The 26,081-nt window shown below is 58.3% G+C and carries 34 protein-coding genes; 8 read left to right on the top strand and 26 right to left on the bottom strand.

What is annotated here, in order from left to right; translation table 11 throughout:
- Nucleotides 1-5 precede the first annotated feature (5 nt).
- The 3 genes from BM316_RS16290 (at nt 6) to BM316_RS16280 (ending at nt 2,162) form a co-directional block, all read left to right on the top strand.
- Nucleotides 6-515 carry a hypothetical protein gene (locus BM316_RS16290; protein ID WP_131802602.1) on the top strand — a complete coding sequence of 170 codons (510 nt, stop codon included), beginning with the start codon at nt 6-8 and terminating at the stop codon, nt 513-515.
- A gap of 61 nt (nt 516-576) precedes the next feature.
- The gene (locus BM316_RS16285; protein WP_090210751.1) at nt 577-987 is read left to right on the top strand and encodes a very short patch repair endonuclease; all 411 of its coding nucleotides are present in this window, start codon (nt 577-579) and stop codon (nt 985-987) included.
- On the top strand, nt 984-2,162 hold the full coding sequence (locus BM316_RS16280; RefSeq protein ID WP_207493735.1) for a DNA cytosine methyltransferase: 1,179 nt from the start codon (nt 984-986) through the stop codon (nt 2,160-2,162). The genes BM316_RS16285 and BM316_RS16280 overlap by 4 nt, the downstream gene beginning before the upstream one ends.
- Before the next feature lie 98 nt (nt 2,163-2,260).
- On the opposite strand, the gene BM316_RS16275 is transcribed toward BM316_RS16280, so the two are convergent.
- The 15 genes from BM316_RS16275 to BM316_RS16210 all read right to left on the bottom strand — a co-directional run bounded on the left by BM316_RS16275 (nt 2,261) and on the right by BM316_RS16210 (nt 13,838).
- Nucleotides 2,261-3,337 carry a TrbL/VirB6 family protein gene (locus tag BM316_RS16275; RefSeq protein ID WP_090210749.1) on the bottom strand — a complete coding sequence of 359 codons (1,077 nt, stop codon included), beginning with the start codon at nt 3,335-3,337 and terminating at the stop codon, nt 2,261-2,263.
- Between the two features lie 12 nt (nt 3,338-3,349).
- Complete coding sequence (locus BM316_RS16270) at nt 3,350-3,763, bottom strand: hypothetical protein (RefSeq protein WP_090210748.1); 414 nt, start codon at nt 3,761-3,763, stop codon at nt 3,350-3,352.
- A complete protein-coding gene (locus BM316_RS16265) occupies nt 3,760-3,954 on the bottom strand; it encodes a DUF4177 domain-containing protein (RefSeq protein ID WP_090210746.1) in 195 nt (64 codons plus the stop codon). Before BM316_RS16265 ends, BM316_RS16270 begins: the two co-directional genes overlap by 4 nt.
- Nucleotides 3,951-4,937: an ATPase, T2SS/T4P/T4SS family gene (locus BM316_RS16260; RefSeq protein ID WP_090210745.1), complete on the bottom strand. Its 987-nt coding sequence runs from the start codon at nt 4,935-4,937 to the stop codon at nt 3,951-3,953. Before BM316_RS16260 ends, BM316_RS16265 begins: the two co-directional genes overlap by 4 nt.
- Before the next feature lie 4 nt (nt 4,938-4,941).
- Nucleotides 4,942-6,321, bottom strand: coding sequence for a TrbI/VirB10 family protein (locus tag BM316_RS16255; protein WP_090210743.1), 1,380 nt, complete (start codon nt 6,319-6,321; stop codon nt 4,942-4,944).
- Nucleotides 6,318-7,013 carry a TrbG/VirB9 family P-type conjugative transfer protein gene (locus BM316_RS16250; protein WP_090210741.1) on the bottom strand — a complete coding sequence of 232 codons (696 nt, stop codon included), beginning with the start codon at nt 7,011-7,013 and terminating at the stop codon, nt 6,318-6,320. Before BM316_RS16250 ends, BM316_RS16255 begins: the two co-directional genes overlap by 4 nt.
- A gap of 2 nt (nt 7,014-7,015) precedes the next feature.
- On the bottom strand, nt 7,016-7,669 hold the full coding sequence (locus BM316_RS16245; protein WP_090210739.1) for a VirB8 family type IV secretion system protein: 654 nt from the start codon (nt 7,667-7,669) through the stop codon (nt 7,016-7,018).
- A gap of 114 nt (nt 7,670-7,783) precedes the next feature.
- Nucleotides 7,784-8,593, bottom strand: a complete 810-nt coding sequence (locus BM316_RS16240) for a type IV secretion system protein (protein ID WP_090210737.1) — start codon at nt 8,591-8,593, stop codon at nt 7,784-7,786.
- The gene (locus BM316_RS16235) at nt 8,593-9,747 is read right to left on the bottom strand and encodes a lytic transglycosylase domain-containing protein (protein WP_207493733.1); all 1,155 of its coding nucleotides are present in this window, start codon (nt 9,745-9,747) and stop codon (nt 8,593-8,595) included. Before BM316_RS16235 ends, BM316_RS16240 begins: the two co-directional genes overlap by 1 nt.
- Entirely contained in the window at nt 9,737-9,904 is a 168-nt protein-coding gene (locus tag BM316_RS16770) for a hypothetical protein (protein ID WP_165606621.1), read from the bottom strand. Before BM316_RS16770 ends, BM316_RS16235 begins: the two co-directional genes overlap by 11 nt.
- The gene (locus BM316_RS16230) at nt 9,901-12,276 is read right to left on the bottom strand and encodes a VirB4 family type IV secretion/conjugal transfer ATPase (protein WP_090210735.1); all 2,376 of its coding nucleotides are present in this window, start codon (nt 12,274-12,276) and stop codon (nt 9,901-9,903) included. Before BM316_RS16230 ends, BM316_RS16770 begins: the two co-directional genes overlap by 4 nt.
- On the bottom strand, nt 12,266-12,544 hold the full coding sequence (locus BM316_RS16225; protein ID WP_090210733.1) for a VirB3 family type IV secretion system protein: 279 nt from the start codon (nt 12,542-12,544) through the stop codon (nt 12,266-12,268). The genes BM316_RS16230 and BM316_RS16225 overlap by 11 nt, the downstream gene beginning before the upstream one ends.
- Nucleotides 12,537-12,830, bottom strand: a complete 294-nt coding sequence (locus BM316_RS16220) for a TrbC/VirB2 family protein (RefSeq protein WP_090210731.1) — start codon at nt 12,828-12,830, stop codon at nt 12,537-12,539. The genes BM316_RS16225 and BM316_RS16220 overlap by 8 nt, the downstream gene beginning before the upstream one ends.
- On the bottom strand, nt 12,827-13,441 hold the full coding sequence (locus tag BM316_RS16215; RefSeq protein ID WP_090210729.1) for a lytic transglycosylase domain-containing protein: 615 nt from the start codon (nt 13,439-13,441) through the stop codon (nt 12,827-12,829). The genes BM316_RS16220 and BM316_RS16215 overlap by 4 nt, the downstream gene beginning before the upstream one ends.
- Before the next feature lie 43 nt (nt 13,442-13,484).
- Nucleotides 13,485-13,838, bottom strand: a complete 354-nt coding sequence (locus BM316_RS16210) for a hypothetical protein (protein ID WP_090210726.1) — start codon at nt 13,836-13,838, stop codon at nt 13,485-13,487.
- Nucleotides 13,839-14,041: 203 nt separating this feature from the next.
- Here BM316_RS16210 and BM316_RS16205 point away from each other — a divergent pair, with 203 nt between their 5' ends.
- The 3 genes from BM316_RS16205 to BM316_RS16195 all read left to right on the top strand — a co-directional run bounded on the left by BM316_RS16205 (nt 14,042) and on the right by BM316_RS16195 (nt 15,079).
- Complete coding sequence (locus tag BM316_RS16205) at nt 14,042-14,302, top strand: hypothetical protein (RefSeq protein WP_090210725.1); 261 nt, start codon at nt 14,042-14,044, stop codon at nt 14,300-14,302.
- A 124-nt stretch (nt 14,303-14,426) separates the two neighbouring features.
- Nucleotides 14,427-14,684, top strand: a complete 258-nt coding sequence (locus tag BM316_RS16200) for a helix-turn-helix domain-containing protein (RefSeq protein WP_090210723.1) — start codon at nt 14,427-14,429, stop codon at nt 14,682-14,684.
- A gap of 167 nt (nt 14,685-14,851) precedes the next feature.
- Nucleotides 14,852-15,079, top strand: a complete 228-nt coding sequence (locus BM316_RS16195) for a hypothetical protein (protein ID WP_090210722.1) — start codon at nt 14,852-14,854, stop codon at nt 15,077-15,079.
- 152 nt (nt 15,080-15,231) lie between these two features.
- On the opposite strand, the gene BM316_RS16190 is transcribed toward BM316_RS16195, so the two are convergent.
- The 3 genes from BM316_RS16190 to BM316_RS16180 are packed head-to-tail and all read right to left on the bottom strand — an operon-like array spanning nt 15,232 to nt 17,185.
- The gene (locus BM316_RS16190; RefSeq protein ID WP_165606620.1) at nt 15,232-15,780 is read right to left on the bottom strand and encodes a methyltransferase family protein; all 549 of its coding nucleotides are present in this window, start codon (nt 15,778-15,780) and stop codon (nt 15,232-15,234) included.
- Entirely contained in the window at nt 15,780-16,415 is a 636-nt protein-coding gene (locus BM316_RS16185; protein WP_090210718.1) for a cation efflux transmembrane domain-containing protein, read from the bottom strand. Before BM316_RS16185 ends, BM316_RS16190 begins: the two co-directional genes overlap by 1 nt.
- Nucleotides 16,415-17,185: a transglutaminase-like domain-containing protein gene (locus BM316_RS16180; RefSeq protein WP_090210716.1), complete on the bottom strand. Its 771-nt coding sequence runs from the start codon at nt 17,183-17,185 to the stop codon at nt 16,415-16,417. Before BM316_RS16180 ends, BM316_RS16185 begins: the two co-directional genes overlap by 1 nt.
- 70 nt (nt 17,186-17,255) lie before the next feature.
- Between BM316_RS16180 and BM316_RS16175 the strand changes: the two genes are divergently transcribed.
- Nucleotides 17,256-17,672: a MerR family transcriptional regulator gene (locus tag BM316_RS16175; RefSeq protein WP_090210714.1), complete on the top strand. Its 417-nt coding sequence runs from the start codon at nt 17,256-17,258 to the stop codon at nt 17,670-17,672.
- Nucleotides 17,673-17,824: 152 nt separating this feature from the next.
- On the opposite strand, the gene BM316_RS16170 is transcribed toward BM316_RS16175, so the two are convergent.
- The 3 genes from BM316_RS16170 to BM316_RS16160 all read right to left on the bottom strand — a co-directional run bounded on the left by BM316_RS16170 (nt 17,825) and on the right by BM316_RS16160 (nt 20,318).
- Nucleotides 17,825-18,520, bottom strand: coding sequence for a hypothetical protein (locus tag BM316_RS16170; RefSeq protein ID WP_242649943.1), 696 nt, complete (start codon nt 18,518-18,520; stop codon nt 17,825-17,827).
- A 487-nt stretch (nt 18,521-19,007) separates the two neighbouring features.
- A complete protein-coding gene (locus BM316_RS16165; protein WP_165606625.1) occupies nt 19,008-19,709 on the bottom strand; it encodes a MauE/DoxX family redox-associated membrane protein in 702 nt (233 codons plus the stop codon).
- 105 nt (nt 19,710-19,814) lie between these two features.
- Entirely contained in the window at nt 19,815-20,318 is a 504-nt protein-coding gene (locus BM316_RS16160; RefSeq protein ID WP_242649942.1) for a DUF305 domain-containing protein, read from the bottom strand.
- 100 nt (nt 20,319-20,418) lie between these two features.
- Between BM316_RS16160 and BM316_RS16155 the strand changes: the two genes are divergently transcribed.
- A complete protein-coding gene (locus BM316_RS16155; RefSeq protein WP_090210709.1) occupies nt 20,419-20,691 on the top strand; it encodes a metal-sensitive transcriptional regulator in 273 nt (90 codons plus the stop codon).
- Between the two features lie 337 nt (nt 20,692-21,028).
- Here the strand turns inward: BM316_RS16155 and BM316_RS16150 are convergent, their stop codons facing one another.
- The 5 genes from BM316_RS16150 to BM316_RS16130 all read right to left on the bottom strand — a co-directional run bounded on the left by BM316_RS16150 (nt 21,029) and on the right by BM316_RS16130 (nt 25,900).
- Nucleotides 21,029-21,505 (bottom strand): L,D-transpeptidase family protein, encoded by a 477-nt coding sequence (locus tag BM316_RS16150; protein ID WP_090210708.1) that lies wholly within the window; start codon nt 21,503-21,505, stop codon nt 21,029-21,031.
- Nucleotides 21,506-21,697: 192 nt separating this feature from the next.
- Nucleotides 21,698-22,855, bottom strand: coding sequence for a c-type cytochrome biogenesis protein CcmI (gene ccmI / locus BM316_RS16145; RefSeq protein WP_090210706.1), 1,158 nt, complete (start codon nt 22,853-22,855; stop codon nt 21,698-21,700).
- Entirely contained in the window at nt 22,855-23,322 is a 468-nt protein-coding gene (locus BM316_RS16140) for a cytochrome c-type biogenesis protein (protein WP_090210703.1), read from the bottom strand. The genes ccmI and BM316_RS16140 overlap by 1 nt, the downstream gene beginning before the upstream one ends.
- Nucleotides 23,319-23,885, bottom strand: a complete 567-nt coding sequence (locus BM316_RS16135) for a DsbE family thiol:disulfide interchange protein (RefSeq protein ID WP_090210701.1) — start codon at nt 23,883-23,885, stop codon at nt 23,319-23,321. The genes BM316_RS16140 and BM316_RS16135 overlap by 4 nt, the downstream gene beginning before the upstream one ends.
- 2 nt (nt 23,886-23,887) lie before the next feature.
- Complete coding sequence (locus BM316_RS16130; protein ID WP_090210699.1) at nt 23,888-25,900, bottom strand: heme lyase CcmF/NrfE family subunit; 2,013 nt, start codon at nt 25,898-25,900, stop codon at nt 23,888-23,890.
- Nucleotides 25,901-26,081 lie beyond the last annotated feature (181 nt).

Here is a 26,081-nt window from a genome sequence, read left to right as displayed (position 1 = left end):
TACCAGTGAGCGTTCGAAACGAGATCAAGGAACACCTTTGGGCGGAAGCTGATCGGCTCAACTGGTCGGCGCTCTCGGCTTCCGATAAGTCGCGTTACTATTCGGTGTGGACCGAGACGGAGAGTGTTGGCGGAAGGTTGGGTCAGTATATGGATCCGCGAAAAGTTCGCGTTTATATCAAGGATACGCTCCTTAAATCCTACACTAGAGAGTCCTCTGCCAACCCAGCGCGCGTGTTCCGGGTGCTCGGGATTGACGAGGGTGCAGAGGTCAGCGCGACCTTTATTAAACCGCACGGCTGCCTTCTCCCCGACGGGCGCCAGATCGCTTGGAGCAAGGCAGCTGACTGGAAGGTAACGTTGATGGCCCTTCATGAGCGTGCTTTCGGGAATAGTGAGCCTTTTGCAGCTGTGCTGACTGAATCTTCAGCAAAATTCGGAATGGAAACTCAGCGTGCTGTTGTCGAGTGTGCGGCCGAAAAAATCGGGATCAAACGTCTGGTTTGGTTGGACTAGTCAATTTGATCTCGGCAGTTCAGAGTTGCGGCCCTCTGATTTGGGCAGCATAGAGATAACAATGGATACGCTAACGCCAGAACAACGGAGCGAGCGCATGAGCCGTGTCCGCAACCGTGACACCAAGCCGGAGCTGCTGGTGCGCCGTCTAGTGCATGGTATGGGCTATCGCTACAGGCTTCATCGCAGTGAGCTGCCCGGTAAGCCCGATCTCGTCTTTCCAGCTCGAAGAAAGGTAATCTTCGTACACGGCTGTTTTTGGCACCGACATCCAGACCCGACGTGCTCGCTGGCGAGACTCCCGAAATCCAAGCTGGACTTTTGGGGTCCGAAGCTGGAAACAAATAGGAAACGGGACGAGAGTAATCTCGCCCTGCTCGCGGAACTTGGATGGAAAATCCTGGAAGTCTGGGAATGCCAGACAAAGAACCGGGAGGATTTGCAGACAAGGGTCGGGGAGTTTTTGGGATGATGCGATCGGTCGAGCTCTTCGTTGGTGCTGGCGGGCTTGGGATCGGCGTTAGTCAGGCGGGCTTCCGACCTGCCGCAGTCATGGACTGGGACAGATGGGCGTGTGACACCCTCCGCGAGAACAAGGATCGCGGTCTAGACCCAATCGTGCATTGGCCGATCCATGAGGGTGATGTGCGGCAGTATGATTTCGGGGGGGTGAACGACCGCATCGACTTGGTGACGGGCGGTCCGCCCTGCCAGCCATTTTCGATGGGTGGACGCCACCGCGCCTTCCTCGACAGCAGGGATATGTTCCCGCAGGCGATCCGCGCGGTACGCGAGCTTCGACCAAGAGCTTTCATCTTTGAAAACGTGAAGGGGCTCACACGCAGTAGCTTCGCAAACTACCTAGAGTACATCAGACTTCAGCTGACCTATCCTAACCTTGTCGCCAAGCGGGATGAGGAATGGTTGACCCACCTGGCTCGCCTCGAGGACTACCACACCAAGGGAACTGAGAAGGACCTGCACTATCGCGTGGTCATGCGAGTTATGAATTCAGCCAACTATGGTGTGCCACAGCGTCGCGAGCGTATTTTCCTTGTCGGCTTCCGAGCGGACACTGAGATAGAGTGGCACTTTCCGCAGCCGACCCACTCACGCGATGCATTGCTATGGTCGCAGTGGCGCGACGGCGTCTACTGGGATCTACATCGCGTCGCTACCAAGAATCGGCCGGATGGAGGCGCGGCAAGGCTTCGGGCCTTGAAGATACCTGACCGGCCTTTGGAAGAGCCTTGGCTGACCGTGCGCGACGCGATTTCCGATCTTCCTGACCCTGAACACGCGGCCGGCACGGCATCGGGCTTTCATGACCACCGGTTCCAGCCCGGTGCACGCTCCTATACGGGACACACGGGCAGCCCCCTAGATGAGCCCGCCAAAACGCTTAAGGCGGGCGTACACGGGGTACCGGGCGGCGAAAACATGCTACGCCGGCCGGACGGCTCTGTCCGCTATTTCACAGTGCGCGAGAGTGCGCGGTTGCAGACCTTTCCTGACGACATGGTGTTCCATGGTTCTTGGACGGAAACGATGAGGCAGCTTGGCAACGCGGTGCCCTGCCAATTGGCACATATCATCGCCTCGGGCGTTCGTGAGAAGCTAGAGACGGATCAAATCAGCACGCTTTGAGCGTAGACGAATACAAAACTATTGCGACTGCCGATGGCTCGTTCCGAAATAACTAGGAGCAGCATCTCCGACATCGGCTGAGCGGCAATTTTGGATCGTCACCGCCGCCCCAGCCTTCCAAGACGTGCCAGTTGCGCAAGCATCTGGGACCCGGCCCCCGGTGACCCTGTGCCGCTTGTTTGACCTGTCTGACCCATCCCCTGCCTTACGGGCATCGGCTGCACACCAAAGAACTGCCGCGCTCTAAGGGCTGCATACTCCGCGCCACTCGCCCCGCCGATCAAGTAGCGATTGTAGGCCTGTTGGCTGCCCATTGCAGCGCGGGCGAAGCTGTAGCCGCCACCAAGGCCACCGGAGAGGGCGGGCATCATGATATTTCCCGAGATCGCACGGACGATGAAGGGTGTGGCGATGATGAAGCCCTTGGCCATGAGCACCATCATGAAGAAGGGGATGAGCGCGCCGATGTTTGAGGCGCCTTCCGGGTCGCCAAGCTCGCCGATGAGTGCGGCGGAAACGCCGGTGATTGTCGCGAACACGCCGGCCACGACGATCGGGTAAAGCGCGAAGGAGACCAGGGCGGACAGCCAGCGTGCAAAATAGTCCTTGGTCACCTCGAAGAGGGTTAGGAAGATCATGACCGGGGCAATCCCGATCAGAAGAGCGATCATCAGTCGAGAAGCCACGAGGATGAAGGCGGCCAGCCCGCCGAGGATCGAGAGCAGAAGCACACCGACGATGTCGAGCATGGCGCCGGCCATCCAGTTCAACTCGGAACCAGCGGCGTTCAAATAGTCCCCCAACTCGGCGATCAACCGGTCGAATTCTTCCGCGAACGTGCCAGAGGGCCCCGGGGTACCGCCACCGACCGAGGCGACAAGCGCACCCGCAATGCTGTCGATCCCCGCCAGGATTGCGGCGGAAAGCGCGTTGAACTGCACCCAGTTGGTCGCGAATATCCCGATCAGTCCGATCTTGACCGCGAGCCAGAAGGCCGTGCGTCCGTCCATCGCCTTGTACTGGTAGATCATGTTCAGGAAGACGAGGATCACCACGAGCGTTGTTCCCAGCACCAGAAGTGTGCCCACCGTTGCCGCAACCGATCCGAACTGGGTTTCTGCGGCGGTGTCGAGATAGCCCTGGGAGGTTTCAACGAAATAGGTGACGACGCTCATACCGGGGCTGCCTCACCAATTGCCCGCGGCTTCGCAGATGGCTTTGGCTTCGAGGCGAACTTCGTTGGCGCGCCGATTGTAGGCGTCGGATGCTTCCAGCATTTCCCATCGTTCGTCACTCGCGTGCACCTCGCGAAACACCGCCTCGGCTGCGTCCCAAGATGGGAAGCGGGTCTCGCAATCGCAGTTGCCGCTCTCAACGACGCGCTCGAGGTTTTGGGCGCGGTAGATGTCCTGGACCAATACGCGCTGATAGGCTTGGCGCAGGGGGATTTCTTGCATCCAGACGGGCTCGGCGGGCCGGTCCGGACAGACGTTGAAGCTGCGATCGAGGGTCGGCACCAGATTGCGCTCAGCGAAGCCGGGTGCCGATGTCAGGCCCAGAACCAGCGCAGTCACTACGAGGGTACAGCCCGCCTGCCTCATGCTGTCGCTCCGACGGGTGTGGTCTCACGCTTCAGGAAGACTGTGTGTCCCACGTTGGCGAATTCTGAGGAGCTGATCGAGACGACCTCCCAGCCTTCTGCACCTTTGGCATTCAGGCTGGCCTGCATGTCGGCAAGGCTGGTCTTACGGGTCATGGGAAAGGACAAGATATCGTATTCAAAGGTCTTCATTGGGAAGCTCCGATCTGGTCTGCGCCGGGGAGGTAAAATTCGGTGATGCCGCGCCGGCCGTCGTGGCGACCGGCCTGGATGATCACATCGATGGAATTTTCGATGTACTGGATCATGTCGGCATAGGTCATAGGGATTTCGGTCTTGAGTGCCGCGATCGCGAGCCGCTGCACGGCGAGTTGCGGTGTTTCGGCGTGCAGCGTGGTCATGGACCCGCCATGGCCAGTATTGATCGCTTCGAGGAAGGTCATGGCCTCCTTGCCGCGCACCTCGCCGAGGATGATGCGATCCGGGCGCATGCGCAACGTTGCGGTGAGCAAAACATCGGCGGTCTGGAATTCCGCGTCGCGATTGGCGATGAGGGTGACGGCATTTGGCTGGGTCGGCAGAAGCTCGGCGGCTTCCTCGATGGTGACGATGCGTTCTTCGGTCGGCACGTGCGAGAGGATCTTGCGCGCGGCCACGGTCTTGCCGGTGGAGGTGCCGCCCGAGACAATCATGTTAAGCTTGTTGTCGACGCAAAAGGCCAGCGCATCGTCGATCACACCCGCGGCCACCACCTCGCGCAGTTCGCGGGTTTTCTCGAGGCGGAGTTCTTCCAGCTTGCGCTCTTTGCCATAGAGGAAATCAAGCGCGATCCCGTCGAGCGGCAGGCTTGAGAAAAACCGCAGGCTGATCGACATGGCCGAGAGCACGGCGGGCGGAGTGATGACCTGCGCCCGGATTGGCCGCCCCTTGTAGGTGATCGAGACCGAGACAATGGGGCGGTCTTTGCTCATGGTGGTGTTGGCGGAGGAGGCGATCTGGTTGCCAAGGTCCTTCACTTCGGTTGCGGTCAACGCTTGGTCCAGTCTCCGCATGAAGTGATCGCCCTGGAATTCTCCCCAGCAGCTGCCATCGGGATTGATACAGATCTCGATGACATCGTCGCGGGCGGCGGCATCGATCCGATCAAGCGAGGTCTGGAGATAGCTCAGCGACATGGGCTCAGAAGATCTCCAGATCGCGGTCGACCATCACTGTGACGCGCGCGCCCTGGTCGACATAGATGACGGGACCGATCGAAAGGTAGTCACCAATCACGCTGTCCGTGGCATCTGCCAGATCATCGCCCACGTCTTCGAGCACATCCGCGGCGGTTTCATCCTGCACATTTGCAGCGGCGGCGCTTGGCGCGGCGGAGATCAGTGAAATCAACGCCGCCGAGCCAAAGCGCTCATCAAAGCGCGTGTCGACAAAGCCGGTGACGCCGGAGCGGCCAAGTTCATCGCCCCCGAAGGAACTGATCTGGATCGTCTGGTTGTCGGGCAGAATGATCCGGTCCCAGGCGATGGTGACCCGGCGCTGCGCGATATCGACGCCAGAGCGATAGCGCCCGATCAGACGGGACCCGCGCGGGATCAAGAGGCGGGAGCCATCGAAACTGAAGACATCTTCTGAGACGACGGCGCGGGTCTGGCCGGGCAGGGAGCTGTCGAGGGCGGTTTCCATGACGGCTTGGATCATCGTGCCCTGGATGATGGTGTTGGACGGATTGGCGATGACCTCAGCTTGCGTCACCGAAGTGGGCAGCGCGCCGTTCAGCACGAAATCCGTCACCTCGCCGAAGGTGCGCTCGGTCAGCGCCGTCTCATTAGCACCTGACGTGCCGCCAAAGGCGATGGTAGGCGAGGTGATGCGTCGTTCCTGAAACGCACGCTCCTCGGCCGCGCGGCGTTCAAGTTCCGCGAGCCGTCGTGCTTCTTCCTCGCGGCGGAGCCGTTCTTCTTCCCGCGCCCGCAACTCGTCCTCAGTGGGCCCAATGGGTGCGGGCAGCGGTCGGTTGGCCTCGAGCTGCGCGAGTTCGAGGTCCATGCGGAGTTGCTCGAGCTCGCGATCGCGCGCCGTGAGTTCATCACGAAACTGCTGCTGTGCGGCTTCCGAGGCGGACTGCAGGGCGGCGATTTGCGCTGTCAGCGCATCGATGGCTTCGGCGGCTGCGGTATCTTCTTCCACCACTGGCTCGGGCGCATTGCGCAATTCCTCGATCTGGGCCTGCAGGGCTTCGAGCTGAGCCAGAAGCTCTGCATTCGGATCCACAGGCTCGGGCGAGACCAGAACCACCTCTGGCTCAGGCGGGGGGAGGGTTTCGATGGCGCCGAAGCCGTCGCCTTCGTTCTGGAACACGTCCGGCGTGGCCGTAGGCAGGGCTACCTCTTCCTCGGGTTGGGACAGGAGATAGAGCAATGCACCTCCCGCGCCAATCGCGAGGACGACGACCAAAGCGAGCAGTGGTGAGCGCCGTGGGGCAGGGGGTGAGCTCGCGCCTTTGCCTTGCTCGAGGGCAGCGAGGCGTTTCTCGAGGTCTGCGTTTCCAGTATCGCTCATGAGCCTACCCCCGCAGGTGGGGTGGCCTCGATGCAGACCACCTCCTCCCCGATCCGCAGCACCCATTGTCGGTTCACGCCTGAAACCCGAATCACGCCGTCCTCGGTGGCTTGCGTGTTGACCGTGCGCTCACGGCCATTGGCGTAGCGGAAGATAGCAGGCACCGGCGCGTTCCGCGAAAATTCGAAATACGTAAACGTCCCGTCATCCCAGACACGGGTGGGGGTGAACTCGGTCCGCGCGCTGGCACCGTAATTATAGTTCGGCGCTTGGGCCGCGATGGCACGTGTGGGCCGCGTATTGTCTTCGGGGTAGCGGAACTGGACCACGTAAAAGGTCGGACTGCGGGTCTCCTCGACGTTGAAGTAATAACTGCGCCTGTTCGTGTAGACGGTCACATTGGTATGCACCCCGCGCGCGACAGGCTTGATCGCGAAGGCCTGACCGCCGGGTACGCCGTCAATCTCGAAGCCCTCCGTGTCGCCTGCAATGATCGAGCGGATGCTTTCGCCCTCGCCAAACTCGACGGTGGTCACATGGGTGAGCGACACGCTGAGCCGGTAGACCTGACCTTCTTGATATGTTGCCAGCCGCACCCGATTGTCATTGGGACCGCCACGCGGGATGGCTTCTGCGATGGCAAGGCCGGGCAAAAGGGCAATTAGGAGTATGACAAGTCGAACTGGGTACAAATTCAATTCTCCAATCTGTCGGAGCGGATGGAATATTCGAGGACCGTGAAGCCGAAAGGGTTGGTCCAGACCTCATCGATGGAGCGGCGGGTTTCGGGGCGGAACTCGAAGAGAAGCGTGGCGGTGAAAAGCCCGGTTTGGACGCCGTTGATAGATGTCAGGCGCTTGCGCAGGCGGACCGTCGCGCGGTTGGTTCCGATCCGGTTGATGCTGAGGATCTCCACGTCGAGCCGCGCATTGGGGCCATAGACCGTCGGCGGGTAGTTCTCATTGGCGCTGTTCCAGATCTGGCGCAGCCCGCTCTCGGCAGCTCCGTCCGAGCGGCGCAGGACGTTGCGGATGCGCAGATCGTTGTCGAGCTGGTTGTAGACCTCGCGGTCGGTCACGTAGCGGAAGACTTCGGCCTCAATAATGGCTTGGTTGGCAGTGACCGACGTCGCGCCCACTGAAGCCTCGGGCAGGGCAAAGCCGGTGGCGGGATCATAGGGCACGACCACAGGCGGCGGATCGACATCGAGGATCGCAACAGCCGCCGCGCTCAGGCATCCGAGGATGCCGAAGATGAGGCCGATGAGCCCAAGGCGCTGCCAGAGCCGTTCGCGGCGCAGCGCCCCATAGACCAACTCTTCTTCGATGATCTCTTGTTCAGTTGCCACCCGTCATGCCCCCGCTCGGCGTTTCGAAACAAGCGGCATCGGTTCTTCGCTGCCTCTCGCTGCGCTCGAACGCGAAAACCGATATTTGATATTCTGGGTCAATTTCGAAACGCCCTAATCAGCCCGCAGGTCCGGCAAGGTGAAATCCATGAACCGCTGTTCTTCGGCAATGGTGGCGGCATCAATTACGCCGCCCGTGCCATCACCCACCGTTTGTACGGCTTCGAGCTGCCACATGGCGACGAGCGCGATCGCCAGTTCCGCCGTCACGCGTGTGTTGAGATCGACGCTTTCCTTCAGTTCATCCATGTCATCGATCAGCCCGACCAGCCGGTCGACGCGTTCCAGCGACTGGCCGGCATCCTCATAGCTGTTTTGAGCCGCGGCCGAGACGAGAGCGCCGGTTGTGGCTTGTGTCGCCACGCGGTTGGCGCCGGGATTGCCGCTGGTGGCCATTTCCGAGAGCGTGTCATCGTCAAAGCCGAGATCGGCCAGGACCCGGTCCATCTGTGTTTCGATCTCGCCCGCGCCGGAGCCCGACAGGCCAGAGAAATCCCCCGTCTTGATGGCCTCAATCGTCGCAAGGATGTCGCCGAACTCTTGGTCGAGCAGGCCATTGAGCTCGTCCTCCATCTCGGTGCGGATAATCTCGGGAAGTTCGGCAAGGCGGGTCAGGGCTTCATAGGTTCGTTGCAGCTCCGCGAGTTGATCCGTGAGTGTGGCAAGCTGTTCGCGGAGCTGCGTCAGCTGCTCGTTTTGCAGGATCTCGTCCTCGATCATCTGCCGGAGCTGCTGGATGTTTTGTGCGATGTTCTGGGTATCGACGACCGGCACACCTTGCGCCACGGCAGCGGACAGGGTGCCGAGATGCAGACCGATCCCAAGCGTCGTGGCCAATGCCATCCTCACGAGTAAATCTCTCATCAGTCTATCTCCCTGATCGTGAAGTCCATGAACGCGCCTTCGGCAATACGGGCGCTGGCCTGGGCCAGCTCTTCGGCGGAGAGAACGCGGGTTCGCGCCGCTTGAAGCCGAATACGGGCCGCGACGAGACGCACGAGTTCGGCGCGGGCATAGGTGTTGAGCGCGATGCTTTCCTGCACGTCTTCGGTTTCGGAAATTCGCTGCACGATGTCTTGGATTCGCAGGGCGGCCCGTCGGATCGCGGCGGGCGCGTTGTTGCCATAGAAGGCCGCGCCGTGCCCGGTCAGCGAGAGGTTGGCATTGGCCAGTAACGCGGGGTCGATTGTGCCGAGCGCTTCGATCCCGCCGATGCGGCCCAGATAGAGATTGTAGCGTTCGGGGATGACCTGGACGTAGTGCTGCGTCTCGCGGAAGGGCGGTACGCCCCCATATTCGAACACGCGACCGGGTCCGGCGTTGTAGGCCGCGAGGGCGTTGATGATATTGCCGTCAAAGGTGTTGAGCTGGGCCGCCAGGTACCGCGCGCCGCCATGCACCTGCAGGTAGGGGCTGTCATAATATTCCGGGTTGATGCCGAGATCGCTGGCCGTGCCGGGCATGATCTGGGTGAGGCCAAAGGCCCCGACAGGCGAGCGCGCACCGATGGTGAAGCGGCTTTCCTGCCAGATGAGCGCCTGCAACAACGCGCGCCATTGAACGGGGGAGAGGCCCGCGCGGCCCACGCCCGCGAAACCGCTGGTTTCCTGGGCCACCCGGATGATGAGCTGCTCGATGTTTTCTGCCGCATCCCCGAACATCTGCGCGCCGCCGGGATTGGGATCGATCTCGCCCGTGCCATAGACGGCTTCCACGGAACGGTCCGGATCGCCGCTGCCGCTTTCCAGGCCCGAGACCATCGCCGGCAGTCCCTGACCGCCGAAGCTGGTTTGGGCATCGAGGATGCGTTGCAAGGTTTCCAGTTGCTCCCGCTCGATCTCGGCGATGAGTTCGCGCACGGACAGCTTGTCCGCCTGGATCGCAAGGTCGGTCTCGCGATCTCCGGTCTCGACGATATCGCGCGCGGTCAGCCCGCTGTCATTGGTCGGCACGCCTTGGGAAAGGGCGATGCCGGGCAGCAGGCAAAGCACGAGGATATGGGGCAGTTTAGACTTCAATGCCGCCCTCCGGCGCGCCAAGGGGCGTGAAGGTGCAATCAGGTGCTGTGGGTGCCGTCGAGGCCAGGAAGGTGAAGCAATTGGCCTGCGGCTCCTGGTACTGGGCGCAGGAGGCCAAAGCGCCGAGCGCTGCGAGAAGAAACAGGGTACGGATCATGAAAGCCTCCAGAAGTCAGGGCGGTCGCGGTAATCGGCGCCGACGAGCGCTTCGCCTTTTTCCATGCCGCCGAGGATGGTGAGATTTGGCCCGAGGGCGCTCAGATTAGCATCGACCACGATGGAACCCTGGTCGTCACGTATGAGGGCGAGACGGCTGTCGCTGCCGGTGTTGAGCAGCACGTCGAGTTCTTTCTCGTAGAGATTCAGCATCGCGTAATCGGCGGCATGCGCGCGGATGTTCGGAAGCAGAATTTGCGTGGGCACTGCCTCGACGATGGTCTTGCCGGTCCGGGTACGTTCGAGCTGGCTGGCGTATTGCGTCATCATTACCGCAACGGTGTTCTGCTTGCGCGCGGTCACGAGCCAGTTCGACAGCCGCTCGGCGAAATACGCGTTGTCGAGCGCCTTCCAGGCCTCGTCGATGACGATGATGGTGGGGCGGCGGTCCTCGATCTCGCGCTCGACCCGGCGGAAGAGATAGGAGAGGACCGCCATCCGCTCCTTCTCGGCCTCGCTGTCGAGAATGCCGGTGAGATCGAAGCCCACCACATCGCCCTTCAGCGAGAAGGTGTCTTCCAGCGTCTGTCCGAAAATCCAGCCGTAGCGGCCCTCTTCGGTCCACTCGAGCAGGCGCTGGTGCAGATCGCCGCCATCATCGGTGGACACAAACAGAGATGCGAAGTCGCGCCAGTTTCGCAAGGCTGGGTTCGTTGCCTGCGCATTCTGACGCACGACCTCCTGGATGCGGTTGGTCTGGGCAGGTGTGAGCGGCTTGTCGGCACGGTAGAGCAGGGTGGAGAGCCAATCCGACAGCCAGGCGGTGCCGCGGGCATCGGTCTCTGTCCAGAGCGGGTTTAGGCCGGTGGGTTGTCCGGCTTTCAAAGACGCGTAGCGCCCGCCATTGGCGCGGACCGCCATCTCCATACCGAGACGGTAGTCGAAGACGAAGATCCGCGCCCCTGCTCGACGGGCTTGCGTCATGAGGAAAGCCGAGAGGACCGATTTGCCTGACCCGGGTCGTCCCATGATCAGCGTATGCCCACTGGTGGGTTCTTTGTCGGGCGAGCCTTGCTCGTGATAGGAAAACCTATAGGCGCTCTGCTCGGGCGTGGGCAGGTAGGTGATGACGCGGCCCCAAGGGGTTTTCTCAGCAGGCTTGCCAAGCTGGGTCCGATGAAACGCCGCGAAATCCGCGAAGTTGCGGTTGGTGATCGCACTGGCGCGCACGCGCTTGGGCTGATTTCCGGGATGTTGGCTCAGGTAGTGCGCTTTGGCGGCAACCCTCTCACCGATCATCTTCACCCCTTCGGCGGCGGCGGCATTCACGATCTCGGCGCTCAGCGTCTGCAATTCGTCCAGCGTGTCGCAGAAGATGGTCACGACCATGTGGTGCTCGCCGAAGCTCTGTCGCTTGGCCTCGAGATCATCGGCAGCAATGTCGAGGGCTTCCATCAGCGACAGGGCCGCATCCTGGGAGGCTTGCATCTGACGCTTTTGCCGCTTGATGCGGCCCGCCATGAGGTTCGAATTGATCGGCGTGAAGGAATGGGTGACGATCATGTCGACAGGCAGGTTCAGCATGTCGAACATGGTGCAGGAGGTGCCTTCCGAGTATTCCCCGATGGTGAAACTCTTGCCGTAGCGATGCCCCACGACTCCTTCGGAGAGCTCGAAGTGATCGCCTTGAAACGTCACCCGGGTATTGGCGACATTGAAGGACAGGAAGCCGTAGGTGTTTGCAGGATAGAGCGGCAGTTCCTGGCCGGTGTTGAGCGCACCCAGAAACCCGATCAACTCGCCGGACTTGGCCGAAAGCACACGCGGGTTAAGCTCCGTCAGGCCAGACAGGAACACGTTCACGGCCTCGCCCAATCGGCGAAGGCGCTTCTCGGTCGCTTCCTTGAGGCGATCCGGCGCGCTGCGGTTCAGGAGCGGCAGGACGCTTTTCGGGGGCGGGCGATGGATGACCGTGAGGGTCAGGGTCTTGTCGCGCAGACCGCTGGTCTCCAGCTTCGCGCGCCAGAGACGGTCAACTTCTCCAGCAAAACTGTCCTCACGCACTGGTTCGAGATCCGGCGTGATCGCCTTCGAGACCTTGTGGACGTAGTAGCTGAACTCCGGCCCAAGCTGCGCGATGATGCGGGCGAAGAGCGCGGTCACCTTGTCGAGATAGGCATCGTCGGTCGTATAGCTGTTGACCCCGTCGAGCCGGATACACTGGAAAAGCTCGTTCACGCGCGTGCGCACGGTGCGGTCATCGACCAGGCTGACGTAAGGCAGCATATGCGCGAGGCGGGTTTCGCGGGCATACCAGTCCGGCGTCATCGTGCGGAGATCGAGCGCAGCATCATGGGCGTCGTCACGGGGCATAGCTGTCCCCGCCATGGATGGACCTGTTGCGCGTGGGCGGTGTCTCCTGCAGCGATGTCATCATTACGTCGATGAAACGCGGGTCCCAGTCCGCGGCTTTCCAAAGCACCGGGTAGAGCAGGGCCGCGAAGCCCAGCACCGCGATGTGCTGGACCCAGACGAAGAGCAGCACAGAGCCGAAGAGCCAGACCATCGCGTACATGATGGGCAGGCCCAGAAGTTTCGGCGGGCGCACGAGGCCCAGAAAGAGGGGCGCGCGCTCAGCCACCGGCAAAGACCGCGGCAACGATCGTGGGGGCGGCGGCAACACCGGCGATGCCGACAAGCACCCAGAGGGCTTGGCGCAGGTCGATGATGTTGAAGAACCAGCTCAGGAAGACGCCCAGCACGGCCAGCGTCGCGATGACAACGCCAAGCGGACCGGTCAGCGCATCGACAATGCCCTGCAACAAGCTTTGGATCGGGGAGAGATCGATGCTTTGCGCAAGCGCAGGCTCTGCGACGAGCAGGAAGAGCGCGAGCGAGGCAATAAACAGGTGAGATATGTGCTTCATGAATTTGATCCTTCCAATCGGGCCACGACGGCCATGACGCGGGCCACGTGGTTCTGGGTTTCTCTGTAAGGGGGAATGCCGCCGTACTGGCGGACCGCATCGGGTCCGGCGTTGTAGGCTGCGAGGGCAAGCCGCGGATCGCCGAATGCCTCCAGCATCATCGCGAGGTAGCGGGCGGAGCCGTCGAGGTTCTGCAGCGGGTCACGCGGGTCGACGCCGAGATCGCGCGCCGTCGCTGGCATCAATTGACCAAGGCCAATGGCGCCTGCACTCGAGACCGCATCCTGCCGATAGGCGCTCTCCACCTCGATATTGGCCCGGTAGAGGGTCAGCCAATCGCGGACTGAGAGGTCAGCGCCGCGCAGCCCGGGATGCCCGGCATAGCGCAGGGCAGTGGCCTCGATGGCCGTGAGGATATCGGCGCGGGGTAGGGGCGCAGGCCGTGAGAGGGCGGCCAATTGGATGTCGTATGGCTCACCATCCCGTTCGCCAAAGATTGCCAGATCATCGGCCGCTGAACCTTGTCCAATGCCGTCATTGTAATTGCGGGCAAAGCTGTCCTGGGAGCGGGATGGGGTCAGAGAGCCGTCGCTCTCCATGACCAGCACCATCTGCGCGGAGGCGGGACCCGCGAGATACCAAAAAAGAAGAAGGCTACTTGCTGCCGCCCTTGTCGGTTGCAGCCAGTTTGTGCGTCGTCCGCCGGCCTTCCTCAAGTGGAACATCGGCGTGGGAGAAGCCGATGCCGATGAGGAAGGACACCACGCCAGTAATGGTTTTGAACTCCCGGATCTTAATGTCGTTGTACGTCGTCCGGGTGCGGGCCGTGACCAGCAGCTTCTCCACGCCATCATCAGAGACGACGCGCATGATCCAGACCCCGTAATAGCTTGGGCCCTTCTTGTGTGCCGACTCCTGGCACAGGATTTCAGCGCTATAGCCGCTTTCCACGAGTTCGCGGAAACGTGCTTCCGTAACCACATTTGGTGCTTCGATGTCCCAGTTCATGGCCCGGCTCACGCTTTCTTCAAACGCGCAACGCCCGGGCATTCCCACTTGAAGCCCAGAGTTACGATAGTATATTATTAACCGCAAGATATAATGCGGCAGATACGGCTGTATCTCGGTTACTCAAACTCTAGGCACGGCCATTGGCGTCTATCAAGGAAAATAGGGGTTTCAGAAACCTGCGGTTGAGCCGATGGGTGGGCATGCAGTCTGTAGCACTGCTTTTGCTCGTTCCGGCTGCAAGCCAGGCGGAAACCTGTCTCGCCCCGTCCCGGCCCTTCGTGCCAAGCGATTCGCAAGCGGCCAGGGACTATGCTGACATCATCCGCCAAGACTTCGAGGCCTACATCTCGGGCATTCAGGACTACTTCCACTGCCTCGAGCAGGAGCGTGCGCGCGCCTTCGAAGAAGCCCGTGAAGTCAGTCAGGACTACGGTCGGTTTCTGGAACTGGTGGGGGATTGATGGGCCACAGGGCATGCATCAGACTTGCAGCCCTTGGAAACCAGACGCCGATAACACCCTCAAATATCTACTTTTTAGATAACAGATTTCATCCGCTAGCGACGTCACAAAAGGTATGTGACGCGTGGCGAAAACAATCAGAACAATTGGCCAGTTGGCGCTCGTCCGTGCGTTGGTTGATGCACGTCAGAATGCGGGTCTCAGCCAGCAGCAATTGGCGGCGAAGCTCAAACGCCATCAGTCATTTGTGGCGCGTCTCGAGAGCGGCGAGCGTCGTATCGATGTCGTGGAGTTCACGGTTCTGGCGAGGGTCATTGGCTTTGACAAAAATGAAGTCCTGTCGATTGTCGAAGCCGCCACGGAGCCCGACCACAAGATTTGAAAGCAAAGAAATTTTGGGACGCGCCGCTTCGTGCGTCCCTATGTGAGGTGAGCTCCTCAAGAAAGAGCAGTTAGCCAATATCTCCCAAGCGCGGCATGCGGTGCTGGCGAGCACCGCAGTTCGTCACGCTGCAATATCAGCGCCATAGTGCAGGAAGTCCGTAAACAGTGAACGATGATAAAGGTGAGGGCGTCGCGATCGCAAATCTGATCGGGACCGATGGGTGCAGTATTGTTGGTTGGGTGTATCGCTGGACTACAGGCGCGCATGCGGTGATGTGGGACGTCCACGGGCCCCAGCCGGTGTCGGAAAGCCGGCCGGACATAAGTGACGAGCAGAAACAAGAAATCGACTTCGATGCGCTCACGCGGATCGGAAGTCGCGAGAGTGGATAGGCTTCTCACGCAGCTGCCAGCGAGTATCGGTAAAAAGGGTGCGATAGCGCACACCGGACATTGGACGTGACGGCAGCGAAAACATCGAAAGAGCCCATACTTCAGGCATATTCTCATGCGGCGAAAGCAGGTTTTCGTGGGATTGCATTCACTCAAAAGAACCGTCGCACCTTTGACGCGTAGCTCTCGAAGGTGTCGCCGTATTGGTCTTTGAGCCAAGGTTCCTCTGAAAACGGCGCGGCAATAAGCACTACAATCCCCGCCAAACCAACGACCATTGCCCAAGGCGCTGCTGACAAGAGCATCCAGCCGGTTATCATACCAATATCAGCCAGATACTGTGGGTTGCGAGAGTAGCGATACATACCCTCGGTGCGCAGGATGCCCTTGGCTCCCCCAGTCTGCGGAACGCCAAAATGTGAAACTTCCATCCACACTACGAGGTTGCCGATCAGGATGAGAGGCAGGCCGAAGCCAAACCGTAGCCAACTCGGTATTTCCAGCTCCCCCCAACCCAAGACGCCAAGCAGGATGAGAACCCCGAACAGCGTGAATGTCGGCACCCAGACAAAGAAAGGCGTGAGTGTCGTGTAGCGTTTTGGCGGCCAAATCCGCCTGTTGGGAAATACGATTGACCAGAGGATTGTCGCAAGGGTCATACCAGCAATGCCAAGACCCAGTATGACGAGAAAGTTCTGCATCATGCCTCCGCGTGCTCGTGGTCGATAACTTCCGCCCGCTCTGCCAGGGCTTGCCGGACAATCTGGAAAGCCGATGACAGGAACAGCCCCGCCATGATTGTTGCAACGATCAGGTCAGGCCAGCCTGTAGCCGTTCCCCAGACGCCCAAAGCGGCGAACATGACGGCAACGTTGCCGATGGCGTCATTGCGCGAGCATAGCCAGACGGACCGCACGTTGGCGTCACCATCCTTGTAGCGCACCAGCAAGACCACGCTGGCAAGGTTGGTGAGCAATGCCAAAAAGCCAACAGCGCCCATGATTTCGGCAGTGGGAACGCCAACATAGAAGACGCGATAAACCGTCGACCCGAACACCCAAAGGCCCATCAACAAAAGACTGAAACCCTTGAACAGCGCCGCATTTGTGCGGGCGCGCAGTGACGCTCCGATAACGGCCAGCGAGATGCCATAGGTCATCGCATCACCCGCAAAGTCGAGAGCATCGGCCTGCAAAGCCTGTGACTTCGCCAAGTGACCCGCAGTCATTTCGACCGCGAACATTGTCGCGTTCAGGGCAATGACGATCCAAAGCCGTCGCTTGTAGTCGTCTGATACGCCGTCAAACTTGGCGTCATGTCCGCAGCATCCGGCCATTAGATTGCCTCCTGCGTTTTGAGATCCGATTGAGTTGGCACGAGGCTTACCTCACCACCTGGGATTCTCGGCACATGACCGTTGCGTATCTTCCGGACGCGGAGGTTCATCCAGTGGCGGATGACCAGGCGATAGAGAAGCCCCTTGATACCGGTCAACTGGCGGTGGGATGCATAAAATGTATCGGGATCGTCGAAGGTGCCAAAGTCGTGGTTGATCCCGGTCTTTTGGATGTACGTGCTGGCCCCGCGCCATTCGACGTTTGGGCTTTGCAGACAATCTGTGCCTGCACCATGTGCGCACAATGATTGACGCTGCGGGAAAGCGTCTTGCAAGGCGGCGAGGACGGCTGCATCCAGAATGAAGCCCTCAAGGTTCAACCACTGCCCTTCGTGATAGATTTCGACCCAAGAGTGGATGATGTTTCGGGGGGCAAGCGGATAGACCAGTTCCGGCACGACCCCACGCTGCAATCGCTTGTCGATGGTGAAGCCATGGAAGCGGCACGGCACACCAAGGGCCCGCAGAAGCGCCATGAGCAGAGTGCCCTTGGTGTTGCACTGTCCATAGCCGTCACCCAGCACCTTGGACGCTGGCAACGCATCATTGGAATTATATCCGAACCCAATATCGTTGCGAACAAAGTCATACGCTGCGCCGATCCGGTCGGTTTGCGAAAGGGACAGCCAGCCACGGTTAGCTACCAGGCACTGAATGGGGGATGCTTCGAAGTCCAACAGGGGTGTCGGGGACATGTATTTGTCAGTCATGGTGGCCTCTTGAGTCTCTGTCCCACTCTATCTACAATCTCTAGTGACTAGAGGTTCAAGAGGTTTCTTCATGTTTTCTATCGGCGAGCTTTCAAAGCGCACTAAGGTCAAGATTCCAACCATCCGCTACTACGAGGAAATGGGACTTCTGGCAGAGGCCGAGCGCACAAGTGGAAACCAAAGACGTTACGATAATGATGGATTGGAACGATTGAGTTTCATTCGCCATGCGCGTGATTTGGGCTTTTCAATTGAGGCGATTACATCCCTTATTGAATTGCAGGACCATCCGGATCGGTCGTGTGAGGCAGCAACATACATCGCCAGTTCCCAGCTCGCAGATGTGCGCGCCAAGATCAAACGACTGAAGTTGTTGGAGAAGGAACTGACCCGAATTTCTAAAGGCTGCGATGGCCGCGGCGTATCGGAAGACTGTTATGTGCTCGCAGCTTTGGCCGATCATGAGCTTTGTGACAGAGACCATTGAAGAGTTGAGAGCGGACCTTGGCGCAGCCGCAGAACGTTGGTGCTTTCATTCGTTCTCCGGACCTTGCCACCGACATCGCGAACGGAAGGTATTTGAATAACCAAGCATGATTAAACTTCCGCATTATGACGGCTACGCTGTCATTTTCGGCGTTAGTAATTCACCTGTTCGAAGCCGTAGTTGCCCTCATAGTCACGCCAATCGACGAAGACAGATCGGTGGTAGATACCGGGGCAATTCTGGCCCCAACGTTCAAGTCCCACATGGGCCTCGGGCAGGGCAGTTATGGAAGATCTATGCCAAGAGAAATCGCCTTGGGTCCCGTAAGTGCCGAGGACCACGGTCGCGCTGCGATTGCAGTCACCGTCACGACCGGATTCATGCTGCCGCGCATAGCGAACATCAAAGACGCGGATAGACCGCACGAAGTTGAATTCAGGTCCGCTGATATCAATGTCCGCGCGATCCTGAACGAGCCGGAGTGCCTGGTCGGCGGGAACGAAATTGTCTACTGGCAAGGATTGGAGCGGTCGACGGCTGTCCGCCTGGTACAAGGCTTCAAGGATGCGGCCAGCGTTGTTTGACGGCCGATCGCCCTCATAGGAGGCGCCCATCGGACAGCGCCAGATTTGTAGCGGCGGTTCCACCGGCCAAGGCGTAATCCGCCGGATGAATTCGGCGCGAGCCCGGGCGCAAGGGACGGAAGCAGGCCAGCCGCCAGACAGGCACAGGAGGATCGCGCAATCGATCGGGTACGTCTGCGCTCGGGCGGACATTGGTAGCGAAAGACCAGTCACGGTTAAAGCGACTGCAACCGAGGGGAGGAGCTTCTTGATCAGATAGTGCATGCTGCGGAACCTCCGTGAGAGGAGTCCAACATACATACAATAATATACTATCGCAACACTAAGTATAAATACGCATAATGAAGTTTATGTTAATCAATCCAACTTCCTCAAAGTTTAGATCGTCTGTCTTGTGACATTTCTTTGCTGACACACTACGATGCTTTGGTGCTAAGCTGGCAGTGAAAGAATCTGACATGTGCATCAAGCTTCACCAAATCCCAAAGCTCCGTGATATGCTCGTTGTATTGGCGAAGTATCCGATTGAGGACTGGCGTCCGACTTTACTGGTGTCACCATTGCTGTGAACCCTACCCGGTAACACTTTTACTTTTTTGCATCAGTTAAACCTTGATTGTCCGTCTTTAGAACAACCATCCCTCGTTGTCGCTACGATAAACCTGTAGCGGGACGTACCTGCCATCAAACATCGGCAATCGGATGTCCGTTCATGCGATATGAAGAGTGAAGCGACCGAATATCGATACACTCAAACCATCAACCACAGCATCGCGACGGCCATTCCCACCATCATCAGATTCTCCGTAAGGCTGACGAACCCCAGCGGAACGTTCGAGTTGCCGCCGACGCAAGCGCATTTGAGCTCACGTTTGTCGATATAGACCGCTTTGAACACGCTGATTGTTCCGATGCCCGCGATGAACAAGGCTGCCGGGGCGGCGAGCCATGTCAAAATCATGCCTGTCATCAATATCCCAGCGCCCGTTTCCACAAACGGATAGACATAGGCGTAGGGCACCCATTTTCGGGCAAGCAGGTCGTAGTTGAGAAACATCGTGGTGAAACTTTCGACATCACGCAGTTTCTGCATGCCGAGCAGGATCATCGAGACCGAGATGAACCATCCCAATGTCTGCCAGGTGATCGCGCCAAGAAACCCGACGGAAAGCGCAATTGCGGTCAGCGCCGCGACAGCAAACAGATAGAGAACAGGCCGATAGGTCGTCGCCTGCGGGTCCCAGCCGGTCAGCTGTTCGCGCAGATCGGTGTACCCGCCGATACGCTTGCCGTCGATCCATGCCTGAGGCGTGGTCTTGACATCATATTCTGCCTTGAAAGCGTCGACTTCGGCACGCGTGCGAAAGACACGGTCGTCCACACGATATCCTTGGTGCTCTAGAAGCCAGCGCGCCTTTTGCCCGGACGGGCAAAGATGGTCCGGCAGGGCCATGCGGTAAAGCACGGCCGTCTTGCCGGTTGAGACTGTGGCCGGATCGGTTGTCACGTCTGCAAAATCTGTGGTATCCTTTGGCACGTCTGGCTCCTTTTTTCCGGATCAAGGATTGCGCGGTGTCCCAGGCGCGGCGTCGCCGTTCGCCTGAATGTCCGCGATATAGCGTTTCATCTCTTCGATTTCAGAGCGCTGTGCTTCGATGATGGCGTCGGCGAGTTCCTGCACACGCGGGTCGGATATGTCGGCACGTTCCGATGTCATGATGGCGATCGAGTGATGTGGTATCATTGCTTTCATCCAAGCAATGTCCTCAACCGTTTCCTGGCTTCGCACGAGATAAAGTGATGCACCGAATGCAAGCGCGGCACCGGCAAAGATGGCGATGTTTGTTGTGCGGTTGGAATACATGCCAAGCATAAAGGCCAACATGACAATAGCCATGACCGCACCCATATATAATGCCATCCACATACGGGTCTGGCTGAAGAAAACATGATCGATGGCGTAGGTGTTCAGATACATCAGCCCATACATGATAATGGTTGATGTCGTGATCATCGCGGCGAAGCGAAGATATGATCCCTTGTGCTGATGTGAGTTGCTCATTTGCTTCTCCTTATACCCCAATTGGGTATGTAATCAATTCAGCACACTTTGGTTCCGTAATCACTCGACTAATTCTCTTCGATCATGCGAAAAGGAAGCCATGCACGAAAACCGTGAAGCTGTTTTGAAACGTCTCAGACGCCTGGAGGGGCAGGTCCGAGGGATCGCCCGGATGGTTGAAGAGGATCGCTATTGTGTTGATGTTTTGACGCAAGTCGCAGCAGTGCGCGCAGCGCTAAAAGGGGTCGAGAAGCTCGTTATTGATGATCACGCGTCGCGTTGTATTGAAGATGCGATTGCCTCAGGCGATCGAGAAGACCAGCGGACCAAATTCATAGAATTGCTTGAATTGCTGGATAAGGCCCGGGGTTAAGTTACCAATCGTTGACGGATGGTATCGTTACATTGGTGAAGTTGCAGTTGCCGACAGGATCAGCACCAAAGCTAGCATTCCTGTGAAATCGTCCGTTGAACAGCATGAGCTCAGCCAGGTATTTCACAGCGCAAGGCAGAGACGAGCCTCACCACGCTCAAAACCGCTAAGCCACGAAGAACCGCAACAAACACGACTTTATGCAAGAGCCCTACGCCATAGGTTTTTCAATAGAGGCAATAAAGGAGATTTCGATCCAGGAGGTAAGCTTTGATTTGCCTTCGGAGAACGATGCAGTACTCTTTGACTGACGCTTAGTGACCAGACAACGGATCACCTATGCGTAGATGTTGATTGGTGTCCCGTCATTGACCATGGCGTAGATGTCTTCGATCTCCCTGTCTGTGACCGCGATACACCCTGCGGTCCAATCCCGCTTATCTGTGGGATCGATACCGGGACGCGGCCCACCGTGAACGAAGATATCGCCGCCCGGAGAGCGACCTTGGGCCCGCGCATATGCGATGTCTGCCTCATTGGGGTAAGATATGCCGATGGAAAGATGAAACAGGCTATTGGGGTTTCGACGGTCAATAACATAAGAGCCCTCTGGCGTCCGGCCGTCCCCTTCGAACTGCTTGTGGCCTTCCGGGGCAAAGCCGAGGCCCATCGGAAACCTGCGCACAACACCTTCCGCACCATCAAGCACAAGCAAACGCCTGCTCTTGTAAACGCGTATTTGGGTCACCTGTGGCCCACTGTAGGTCCGGAACTTGCTTGCACAACCAGACACAAAAGCGGTCAAAACGCCCAACAGGATTGTGCGGCGTGGAAATCGATAATGCACTGCTCTAAGCCCCTTTGATGAGGTCTCTATTGCCAAAAACACTAACGTCGCTTCCCAAACCGTTCAATGGTAACGCGCCAGATGCGGGAAACAGAGCTTTTCGCATCAGTAAATCGCTAAGAAGTGGCTCGTCGCGCGCAGAACCTGCTTCTGCTCGCATCAACGCCTCAGCCGAGACAGTGCATTGGTTATCTCCTGTCTTCTTGGATCGTTGTCTGCGATGGTTGCGACAAGTGCGTCTGCGCGTTCATATGCTGAGATTGCTGCCTCGGTTTCACCCAACACCGAATATGCATTTCCCAGCCGCATCCAGCCATCAAGGTCATCGGGTTCGTTTTCAAGACGATCCGCCAAACGGGTGACCATAGACAAGATAAATGCACTTCTATCTTCTTCTGACATCTCTTGTGCGTTCACGACATCTTCGGCACTGGGTCCGGGAGCGTCCATCATCGGGGCGAAATCGGCCAATTGCAGAGGCGGCTTTCCTATACCGGCGCCGATCCGATTGGCTTCTGCCACAAGGCTTTCCATCCAGGGATAGAACCCGTCGGCAGAATTCAGACGGGACAGCAGCAGATCGTATCCTTCCTGAGGCTCACCCTTTTGGGACAACGCAACTGCCTTGTAGTAAACGGCCGCCGGGTTCTCGGGATTTAATGCGATTGCGCGATCGACAGCGGCTTCGGCTGGCGGTGTGACCACACCGTTTTCGGCGTAAATCAGGGCTTCTGACAGCATTGAGAAGACACCCGAGTCTGCCTCCGGGCGTTCGGAAACGACCTTGAACGCGTCGGCAGCATCCTGAAATTTGCCCATGCGCAAATAGGTTTGCCCTAGCAGCATCCAACCCTCGCTTGGACCGCCATCAGGCTCATTGACAAGCCGATCATATAGCTGCGCCGATAGATCAGTGATCTGTGCAGCCTCTTGGCGTTCTTCTGCACGATCGGCGAATGCCAGACCGTCAATCTGTGGCGACCCCATGAGCATGTAGTATGAAACCGCGAAGAGCGGCACGAAGAACGCCCCAACCACCAGAACACCGCGACCGCTAGTGCCTGTTGCAATGTGGCGTGATCCCGCTTTGCGGGATTGCATCAAGATACGGCGCTTGATTTCCTGGGTGGCGGCGGCTGCCTCTGTTTGAGAAATGATGCCACGATCTAGATCGCGTTGCACCTCCTCCAATTGGTCCAAGAGCACTGCGGCCACGTTGTCTTCGGTATCGGCACTGATCGGGGCTACAGACCGTATCGGCAAAACCATCAGTGTGAGTGCGAGAAGCGAAAGCACTCCGATGAGCAGCCACAGCATTACGGTTCTCCTGCCTTTTTGGCTTCAATATAGCGGGCGACCTCAGCCTCTTCCTTGGCAGAAAGACGGACAGAAGTGCGACGCTTGCGGCTGGTTGAAAGGACCCACCAACCGATCAGCAATGACACGGCGGCAAGGATGAATGGCGCAAGCCACAAGGCGGCAGTCGTGGCGTTGAATGGTGGTCGCATCAAAACATAGTCGCCATAGCGTGCGTGGATATAGCTGATGACTTCTTCATCGGTATCCCCCGCGACAAGCCGCTCTCTGACAAGGATGCGCAGATCACGCGCAACGCCGGCGTTTGAGCTGTCAATGTCCTGATTTTGGCAGACGACACAGCGAAGCTCTTTCGAGATTTCCCGAGCACGTTGTTCAAGCATCGGATCCTGCAGGATTTCATCTGGCTCGACTGCAAACACTGACATGGGGATCAGCAACAAGATAATGGTTGCAAGGAGCTTCATCCGCCTGCCTCATTTTCTAGCGCACCCGCTTGCACAAGCGCCTGTCTGAAATCTGCGACTGCGTCGTTTCCAACAACCGGCCCGACAAATCTGTAGAGGACTGTGCCATCCGGCCCGACAATGAAGGTTTCCGGCACGCCAGAGATGCCCCACTCAATGCCGGCCCTGCCGGTGCTATCTGCGCCGATCCTTTCATATGGATTTCCCAATTCGGCCAACCAGCGCGTCGCATCTTCGGGTTTGTCTTTGTAATTGATACCAAACAGTCGTTGGCCATCGCTTTCCACAAGATCAGTCAGTACCGCATGTTCTGCGCGACAAGGGACACACCATGACGCAAAGACGTTCACAATCACAGGGCTTGGATTCCCCATCAGATCATCACGTCCAAAACTTGCGGTTTGCAGGCCCTCGACCTGGGCCAAGGCAAAATACGGCACTGCCTGGGAAATGAGGACAGACGGTATGTCGTTGGGATCACGGTCCGGATCAAGGCCCCACAAAAAGAACCCACCAAAAATGACCGCGATCAAAAACGGAATGGCAGCAAGTGCACGAACCATGTCTATTCTGCCGGAACCCTAGCAGGACCTGCTGCCCTTTGTGGCGTTCCCCGCGTTGGGGCCCCGACCCGCAGTCGTCGATCTGAAAGAGAGAAGAGACCGCCAAGCACTAACATCACCGACCCGATCCAGATGAAGTTGACCAATGGCTCATAGAGAATACGCAAGGTCAAAGCCCCCCCTGCCCCAGCCTCTGCGGATGCAGGCCTCGCAATGGATGCATAAAGGTCGCCTGCCAGCGTTGAACGGATCGCGCTTTCTGTCGTGTTGCTTTCCGCGACCGGATAGTAGCGATTTTCAGGATAAAGTTCGGTGATGAACTGCCCGTCGCGCATGACCGTAAGTGTGCCGCGATCTGCAACATAGTTTGGGCCTCGAACGCGCTCTAACCCCTCAAATGTGACATCAAACCCAGCAATCTCAATTTGGCGTCCGGGTTCGACAAAGATGATTTGCTCGCTTTTCCAAACACTGGACCCGATGAACCCGAACATCGCAACGGCAAGGCCAGCATGTGCCAGTGACATTCCGTAAACAGCGCGTGGTAGATTCCGCGCGCGTCGGCGTGACTCTGTGAATGGTGCGTCGAACAGTTTGATCCGCGTCGCCCATTCTTTCAGCGTAGCAGCGAATAGCCAGATCGCGACCAGAATGGACAGATAGCCAAGGACTGGCCCCCCACGGACGACATACCACACAAGGAGCGTCGCCAGCACGGCAAGAACAGCAACAAACCGCAATCTTTGCAGCACACCGGGCAGGTCAGCGCGCTTCCACGAAAGGAAGGGACCTATGCCCATCACGACGACCAGCGGAAGCATGATCGGGATGAAAGCCGCATCAAAGAAAGGGGGACCTACCGATAGTTTTTGTCCGCCGGTCAAAGCTTCATAAAACAACGGGTAGAGCGTTCCAAACAGAACGATGCCTGTCGCGGTCGCTAGGATCAGGTTGTTGATGAGCAGGCCCGCCTCGCGGCTGATCGGCTTGAAAATCCCGCCGGGTTCCATTGTCGGTGCCCGCCACGCAAATAGCGCGAGCGAGCCGCCGATTGAAACAGCAAGTAGCCCAAGGATGTACAAACCACGTTCTGGGTCTACAGCAAAAGCATGGACAGAGGTGAGCAAGCCTGACCGCACAATGAACGTTCCCAAAAGCGACAACGAAAAGGTCAGGATTGCCAACAGAATGGTCCAACTTTTGAAGGCATCCCGTTTCTCAGTAACGATGGCTGAATGCAGTAAAGCAGTTCCCAGTAGCCATGGCATGAAGCTCACGTTCTCTACCGGGTCCCAGAACCACCATCCGCCCCACCCGAGTTCATAATACGCCCACCAGGACCCGAGTGCGATGCCTGCTGTGAGGCTTAGCCAAGCGGCCAGCGTCCAGGGGCGGACCCATCGTGCCCACGCCGCATCGACCCGACCCTCGATCAGGGCGGCAACGGCAAAAGAAAAGACGATCGAGAAACCGACATACCCGATGTATAAGAGCGGCGGGTGCATTGCCAAACCCACGTCCTGCAGCAGAGGATTCAAGTCTTCACCATCCAGGGGCGGTGGGAAAACACGGTCAAACGGGTTCGAAGTGAACAACATGAACGTAAAGAACCCCACGCTGATCCAAGCCTGCACCGACAGGGTGCGCGCTTTGAGTTGTTCAGGGATATTGGTTCCAAAAACTGATACTGCCGCACCAAAAACAGTCAGGATCAAAACCCAAAGTAAGAGAGAACCTTCGTGGCTGCCCCAGGTGCCTGCGATCTTGAAAAGCATAGGTTTGAGTGAGTGAGAGTTTTCGACCACGTTTTTGACCGTGAAGTCACTCGTCACGAAGGCCTGCAGCAACGCAAGAAACGCGATGGCGGTGAAAAAGACCTGACCCAAAGCCGACCATTTGGCAGATTGCATCCATAAGAGGTTGCCGCGGGCCGCCCCCAACATGGGCAACAAACTCTGAACAAGCGCCATTGCCAACGCGAGGGCGAGGGCAAAGTGACCAATCTCTGGTGTCATCTACGGTTCCTTCGGCTGCCACGGCACGTCTGCCGCGTAAGCCCTGTCTAACAACACTCATTGTGTGTCGTTAGGGGTCGGTTTGTCACCATTTGTAACCATCGCCGCAGACAAATAATTACAAAACACACGCCGCGGACGTCTTCATACGTGAGGTATTTGTTCCGATATCTACGCTGCA

The sequence above is a fragment of the Yoonia litorea genome, from assembly GCF_900114675.1.
Lineage (GTDB): Bacteria > Pseudomonadota > Alphaproteobacteria > Rhodobacterales > Rhodobacteraceae > Yoonia > Yoonia litorea.
The sequence above is the reverse complement of the archived record's forward strand: the minus strand, read 5'-3'. Positions and strand labels throughout refer to the sequence as shown.

Bases quoted from the DNA above. Each gene is read 5' to 3' on its own strand.
- BM316_RS16135 (WP_090210701.1), bottom strand. From the start codon at position 23,885: ATGGTTCGTGCACTTGCTGCCATTCCGTTTTTGATCGCGGTCATTTTT.
- BM316_RS16175 (WP_090210714.1), top strand. From the start codon at position 17,256: ATGTTTTCTATCGGCGAGCTTTCAAAGCGCACTAAGGTCAAGATTCCA.
- BM316_RS16165 (WP_165606625.1), bottom strand. From the start codon at position 19,709: ATGGCCCTGCCGGACCATCTTTGCCCGTCCGGGCAAAAGGCGCGCTGG.
- BM316_RS16230 (WP_090210735.1), bottom strand. From the start codon at position 12,276: ATGCCCCGTGACGACGCCCATGATGCTGCGCTCGATCTCCGCACGATG.
- BM316_RS16215 (WP_090210729.1), bottom strand. From the start codon at position 13,441: ATGGTGCTGGTCATGGAGAGCGACGGCTCTCTGACCCCATCCCGCTCC.
- BM316_RS16180 (WP_090210716.1), bottom strand. From the start codon at position 17,185: ATGACTGACAAATACATGTCCCCGACACCCCTGTTGGACTTCGAAGCA.
- BM316_RS16140 (WP_090210703.1), bottom strand. From the start codon at position 23,322: ATGAAGCTCCTTGCAACCATTATCTTGTTGCTGATCCCCATGTCAGTG.
- BM316_RS16205 (WP_090210725.1), top strand. From the start codon at position 14,042: ATGCAGTCTGTAGCACTGCTTTTGCTCGTTCCGGCTGCAAGCCAGGCG.
- BM316_RS16265 (WP_090210746.1), bottom strand. From the start codon at position 3,954: ATGAAGACCTTTGAATACGATATCTTGTCCTTTCCCATGACCCGTAAG.
- BM316_RS16220 (WP_090210731.1), bottom strand. From the start codon at position 12,830: ATGAAGCACATATCTCACCTGTTTATTGCCTCGCTCGCGCTCTTCCTG.
- BM316_RS16170 (WP_242649943.1), bottom strand. From the start codon at position 18,520: ATGCACTATCTGATCAAGAAGCTCCTCCCCTCGGTTGCAGTCGCTTTA.
- BM316_RS16275 (WP_090210749.1), bottom strand. From the start codon at position 3,337: ATGAGCGTCGTCACCTATTTCGTTGAAACCTCCCAGGGCTATCTCGAC.
- BM316_RS16130 (WP_090210699.1), bottom strand. From the start codon at position 25,900: ATGACACCAGAGATTGGTCACTTTGCCCTCGCCCTCGCGTTGGCAATG.
- BM316_RS16270 (WP_090210748.1), bottom strand. From the start codon at position 3,763: ATGAGGCAGGCGGGCTGTACCCTCGTAGTGACTGCGCTGGTTCTGGGC.
- BM316_RS16770 (WP_165606621.1), bottom strand. From the start codon at position 9,904: ATGATCCGTACCCTGTTTCTTCTCGCAGCGCTCGGCGCTTTGGCCTCC.
- BM316_RS16255 (WP_090210743.1), bottom strand. From the start codon at position 6,321: ATGAGCGATACTGGAAACGCAGACCTCGAGAAACGCCTCGCTGCCCTC.
- BM316_RS16190 (WP_165606620.1), bottom strand. From the start codon at position 15,780: ATGCAGAACTTTCTCGTCATACTGGGTCTTGGCATTGCTGGTATGACC.
- ccmI (WP_090210706.1), bottom strand. From the start codon at position 22,855: ATGCTGTGGCTGCTCATCGGAGTGCTTTCGCTTCTCGCACTCACACTG.
- BM316_RS16155 (WP_090210709.1), top strand. From the start codon at position 20,419: ATGCACGAAAACCGTGAAGCTGTTTTGAAACGTCTCAGACGCCTGGAG.
- BM316_RS16240 (WP_090210737.1), bottom strand. From the start codon at position 8,593: ATGAGAGATTTACTCGTGAGGATGGCATTGGCCACGACGCTTGGGATC.
- BM316_RS16280 (WP_207493735.1), top strand. From the start codon at position 984: ATGATGCGATCGGTCGAGCTCTTCGTTGGTGCTGGCGGGCTTGGGATC.
- BM316_RS16210 (WP_090210726.1), bottom strand. From the start codon at position 13,838: ATGAACTGGGACATCGAAGCACCAAATGTGGTTACGGAAGCACGTTTC.
- BM316_RS16285 (WP_090210751.1), top strand. From the start codon at position 577: ATGGATACGCTAACGCCAGAACAACGGAGCGAGCGCATGAGCCGTGTC.
- BM316_RS16160 (WP_242649942.1), bottom strand. From the start codon at position 20,318: ATGAGCAACTCACATCAGCACAAGGGATCATATCTTCGCTTCGCCGCG.
- BM316_RS16260 (WP_090210745.1), bottom strand. From the start codon at position 4,937: ATGTCGCTGAGCTATCTCCAGACCTCGCTTGATCGGATCGATGCCGCC.
- BM316_RS16185 (WP_090210718.1), bottom strand. From the start codon at position 16,415: ATGGCCGGATGCTGCGGACATGACGCCAAGTTTGACGGCGTATCAGAC.